This is a genomic window from Mesorhizobium sp. M1E.F.Ca.ET.063.01.1.1 (assembly GCF_003998155.1).
Lineage (GTDB): Bacteria > Pseudomonadota > Alphaproteobacteria > Rhizobiales > Rhizobiaceae > Mesorhizobium.
Window position 1 is genome coordinate 1 of the sequence record NZ_RZSC01000447.1, and the last position, 4,841, is coordinate 4,841.

A 4,841-nucleotide genomic window follows, 5' to 3' on the forward strand; every position below is an offset into this window, starting at 1 on the left:
CAGCTCTCCCCCGCCGACAATGTCGCGGTTGCCAATGGCCGTATCGAGATCGGCGCGGCCTTGCCCGGCGGCGCGGTCGCGGCGGCGGCGATCGACCCCGGGCACAAGGTGGCGATCAAGCCGATCGCGGCCGGCGAAGCGGTGGTGAAATATGCGCAGGCGATCGGCCGCGCCACTCAAGCCATCGCGCCAGGCGAACACGTCCATTCGCACAATCTGGTGTTCGAGAGCGGACGCCTGCCCGTGGTGCCGCCAAGCGAGGCCGTGCACGCGACGGAGGCAGATCGCGCCCGCACCTTCATGGGCTACCGCCGCGCCGACGGCCGCGCCGGCACCCGCAACTTCATCGGCATCATTGCCAGCGTCAATTGCTCGGCCACCGTCTGCCACGCCATTGCCGACCAGGCGAACCGCACGCTGTTGCCGAAATATCCCGGCATCGACGGCTTCGTGCCGATCGTTCACGGCCAAGGCTGCGGCATGAGCGCGACCGGCGACGGCATGATGGTCCTTCACCGGACGCTCGCCGGCTATGCGCGCCACCCGAATTTCGGCGGCGTGCTGATGGTGGGGCTCGGTTGCGAGGTCAACCAGCTCACGCTTTACGGCCAAAAGGGCGTCGCCGCCGGCAAGCGCCATTTCAACATCCAGGAGGCTGGCGGCTCGCGCAAATCGGTCGAGAAGGCGATGGGCGTGCTGGCCGAGATCGCCGAGGAAGTCGGCCAGTTGCAGCGCGAGCCGATCCCTGTCAGCGACATCGTCGTCGGCCTGCAATGCGGCGGCTCGGACGGCATGTCCGGCATCACCGCCAACCCGGCGCTGGGCGCGGCCGTCGATATCCTCGCCGGCGTCGGCGGAATCGGCATCCTGTCGGAAACGACCGAAATCTACGGCGCCGAGCACCTGCTGGCCTATCGCGCTGCCTCGCCCGAGATCGCCGCCAAGCTCGACAGCTATGTGAAATGGTGGGAAGACCATACCGCCAAGCATGGCGCCTCGATCGACAACAACCCCTCGCCCGGCAACAAGCGCGGCGGCCTGACCACCATCCTGGAGAAGTCGCTGGGCGCCGTCGCCAAGGGCGGCCAGACCCCGCTCAACGGCGTCTTCGGCTACGCCGAGAAGGTCAGCGGCAGCGGGTTGGTGTTCATGGACACGCCCGGCTACGATCCTGTCTCGGCCACCGGTCAGGTCGCCGGCGGCGCCAACGTCATCGTCTTCACCACGGGCCGCGGTTCCTGCTTCGGCTGCCGGCCGACGCCGTCGATCAAGGTCGCCACCAACTCGACCATGTACCACCAGATGGAGGAGGACATGGACGTCAATTGCGGCGTCATCGCCTCCGGCGAGAAGACCATCGCCGGCATGGGCCGCGAGATCTTCGAGCTGATCGTCGAGACGGCGTCCGGCCGCAAGACCAAGAGCGAGGCGTTCGGCTACGGCGACAACGAGTTTGTCCCCTGGCATCTCGGCGCGACGCTCTAAGTGCTGTCAAAAATAACGGCCGGTCGAACGGCAAAGGGGAGGCTTTGATGAACAAACGCCGGATCGGCACGACTGCGCTCGAAGTGACCGAGATCAGCTTCGGCGGCGCCGCGATCGGCGGCCTCTACCGGGCCTGTCCGCGCGAGCCCGCGATGGAAACGCTGCAGACGGCCTGGGACAGCGGCTTGCGCTATTTCGACACCGCGCCCTTTTACGGCTTTGGCCTGTCCGAGCGGCGGACCGGTGACTTCCTGCGCGAGAAGCCGCGCTCGTCCTATGTGCTGTCGACCAAGGTCGGGCGCCTGTTCCGCCCGGTGCCGGAGGACCAGGTTCCCGATCACTCCTATGTCGATCCGCTGCCCTTCGCGCTCGACTACGACTATTCCTATGATGGGATCATGCGCTCGGTGGATTTCTCCTACGCGCGGCTCGGCCTCAACAGAATTGACATCCTGTTCGTCCACGACATCGGTGTCTACACGCACGGCGTCGAGAAGACGAAGCTGCATTTCCGCCAATTGATGGACGGCGGGCTGAAGGCGCTGGAAGAGCTGAAATCGTCCGGCACGATCTCCGCCTATGGCCTCGGCGTCAACGAAGTCCAGATCTGCCTCGACGTGCTGAGACGGGCGCCGCTCGACTGCATCCTCCTCGCCAGCCGCTATTCGCTGCTCGACCGCAGCGCCGAGGCCGAATTGCTGCCGCTCTGCCGCGAACGGCAGACTTCGCTGATCGTCGGCGGCGTCTTCAACTCCGGCATATTGGCGACGGGTCCGGTGCACGGCGCGCATTTCGACTATCTGCCGGCGAGCAAGGATATTCTCGACCGGGTCGATGCGATGGAGAGGATCGCTGGAGAAGGCGGGTACCCGCTGGCCGCGGCCGCGTTCCAGTTTCCGCTGCATGAGCCGGTCGTCGCCTCGGTGCTGACCGGCACGGCCAAGCCCGCCAATCTGACGCGCAATCTCGAACTGCTGGACATCAAGGTGCCTTCGGCGGAGTTCGCCAAATACGATCCCTACACGATCGTCCAGCAACTCGGTTGACATCACGCAATCGGCACCAACACCCGCTTGCATTGGTCAGACCGATGCACTATCAAAATACAGCAAATGTTTTTTATTGATAAAGTTCGTTTGGACCGCGCCTATCCAGATGGACCTTCCGCAACCTTCAACAGGCGACCTTAGGGAGGAACCTAATGAAATTCGTGACCAGCCTTCTCAACCGCCGCGCCTTCGTGGCTCTCGCCGCCGCTTCGATGCTCGCCGGCGCGATGCATTCGGCACCCGCCTCGGCGGCCGACGTGACCATCCCGATCATCGTCAAGGACACCACCTCCTTCTACTGGCAGATCGTGCTGGCCGGCGCCCGCAAGGCCGGCAAGGACCTCGGTATCAACGTGCCGGAACTCGGCGCCCAGGCCGAGACCGATGTCAACGGCCAGATCTCGATCCTCGAGAACGCCGTCGCCGGCAATCCGGCAGCGGTCGTGATCGCGCCGACCGAAGCCAAGGCGCTCGGCAAGCCGATCGACGAGGCGGCGACCAAGGTCAAGGTCATCGGCATCGACTCCAGCGCCGAATCCAAGGCTTTCACCTCCTTCCTGACCACCGACAACGTCCAGGGCGGCCGCGTCGCGGCTGACGGTCTCGCCGCAGCGATCGCCGCCGCCAATGGCGGCAAGGTCGAAGGCAAGGTCGCGCTGATCACCGCGCTTCCTGGCGCCGGCTCGCTCGAGCAGCGCGCGCAAGGGTTCAAGGAACAGCTCAAGGCGAAATATCCCGGCCTTGAGCTCGTCGCCGACAAATATGCCGACGGCCAGGCCACGACCGGCCTCAACATCGCGACCGACCTGATCACCGCCAATCCCGACCTCAAGGGTATCTTCGCCTCGAACCTGATCATGGCGCAGGGCGTCGGCCAGGCGATCGCCGAGAATAACCTTGCCGGCAAGGTTGGGCTGATCGGCTTCGACAGCGACGAGAAGCTGATCAAGTTCTTGAACGACGGCGTCATCTCCGGCCTCGTCGTCCAGGATCCGTACCGGATGGGTTACGACGGCATCAAGACCGCTTTAGCCGCCTCGAAGGGCGAGAAGGTCGAGGCCAATGTCGACACCGGCGCCAACCTCGTCACCAAGGACAACATGAAGGATCCGAAGATCGACGCGCTGCTCAACCCGAAGCTCAAGTAAGCGCTGCCATGAGTGTCGTTTCCGGGGCCATTGCGCCCCGGAAACATCCGCTGCGGGCGGCTTGGCAATTCCCCCGCTTGCTTTAGGCTCAAGATGCGCGCTCAAGACGCATCGCTGCGTACCCAAACGGTTGAGGCCAATCTGGGAGGATTGTCATGACATCGACGGCGCAGGAACTGCATCCCGCACCCACGTTGGAACCGGGCAGGACGATCCTTGAGCTGAAAGGTCTCGAAAAACGCTATCCCGGCACGCATGCGCTGAAGCCGGTGGACCTTGCCTTCAAGTCGGGCGAGATCCACGCCATCGTCGGCGAGAACGGCGCCGGCAAGTCGACGCTGATCAAGCTGCTTACCGGCGTCATGCCGCGTACCTCAGGCGAAGTGATATGGGAAGGCAAGCCGGAAGCGCTCGCCACCCCGCATGAGGCGATGGCGCTCGGCATCAATGCCGTCCACCAGGAGGTCGTGCTCTGCCGCCACCTTACCGTCGCAGCGAACATGTTCCTCGGCGAGGAGAATTCACGCTTCGGCCTGTTGCAGCAGCGCGCCATGGTCAAGGAAGCGCAGAAGATCATCGACGGCCTCGGCTTCGACCTGCCGGCGCATGTCATGCTCGGCGACCTCACCATCGGCCAGCAGCAGCTGATCGCCGCAGCGCGCGCCACCGTGCGCGGCACGAAATTCCTGATCTTCGACGAGCCGACCGCCTATCTCACCCGCAAGGAAGCCGACCAGCTTTTCAAGCTGATCCGCCGGCTGAAGGGCGAAGGTGTCACCATCATCTATATCAGCCACCGCATGGAGGAGGTGTTCGAGCTCGCCGACCGCGTCTCGGTGCTGCGCGACGGCACCCTCGTCGGCACCCGCACCATCGCCGAGACCAGCGAGCCGGAACTGGTCAAGCTGATGATCAACCGCTCGATCGAGCAGATCTACCACAAGGAGCATTTCACGCCGGGCGCGACGATCGTCGAGACGCGGAACCTCTCCGGCAAGGGCTTTGAGAACGTTTCGATGACCGTCCGCGCCAGCGAGATCGTCGGCCTTTACGGCCTGATCGGCGCCGGCCGCAGCGAATTCGTCACCACGCTCTATGGCCGCCACAAAAAGTCGACCGGACAGATCCTCTGGCAAGGCAAGGAGGTCCAGGTCAACTC

Annotated in this window: 4 protein-coding genes; all 4 read left to right on the forward strand. The window is 64.3% G+C overall.

Annotation, left to right across the window (positions count from 1 at the left end; genetic code table 11):
- Positions 1-1,485: altronate dehydratase family protein (locus EOA29_RS25015; RefSeq protein WP_245468532.1), on the forward strand; the 1,485-nt coding region annotated here is incomplete at its 5' end.
- Between the two features lie 47 nt (positions 1,486-1,532).
- Positions 1,533-2,531: an aldo/keto reductase gene (locus EOA29_RS25020; RefSeq protein ID WP_126091884.1), complete on the forward strand. Its 999-nt coding sequence runs from the start codon at positions 1,533-1,535 to the stop codon at positions 2,529-2,531.
- Between the two features lie 155 nt (positions 2,532-2,686).
- A complete protein-coding gene (locus EOA29_RS25025) occupies positions 2,687-3,682 on the forward strand; it encodes an ABC transporter substrate-binding protein (protein ID WP_126091883.1) in 996 nt (331 codons plus the stop codon).
- Positions 3,683-3,837: 155 nt separating this feature from the next.
- Positions 3,838-4,841 (forward strand): sugar ABC transporter ATP-binding protein (locus EOA29_RS25030; protein WP_145969783.1); only part of this gene is annotated, 1,004 nt, incomplete at its 3' end.

What these genes read in the sequence shown, in the direction of transcription:
- EOA29_RS25020 (WP_126091884.1), top strand. Translation starts at nt 1,533, where the DNA reads ATGAACAAACGCCGGATCGGCACGACTGCGCTCGAAGTGACCGAGATC.
- EOA29_RS25025 (WP_126091883.1), top strand. Translation starts at nt 2,687, where the DNA reads ATGAAATTCGTGACCAGCCTTCTCAACCGCCGCGCCTTCGTGGCTCTC.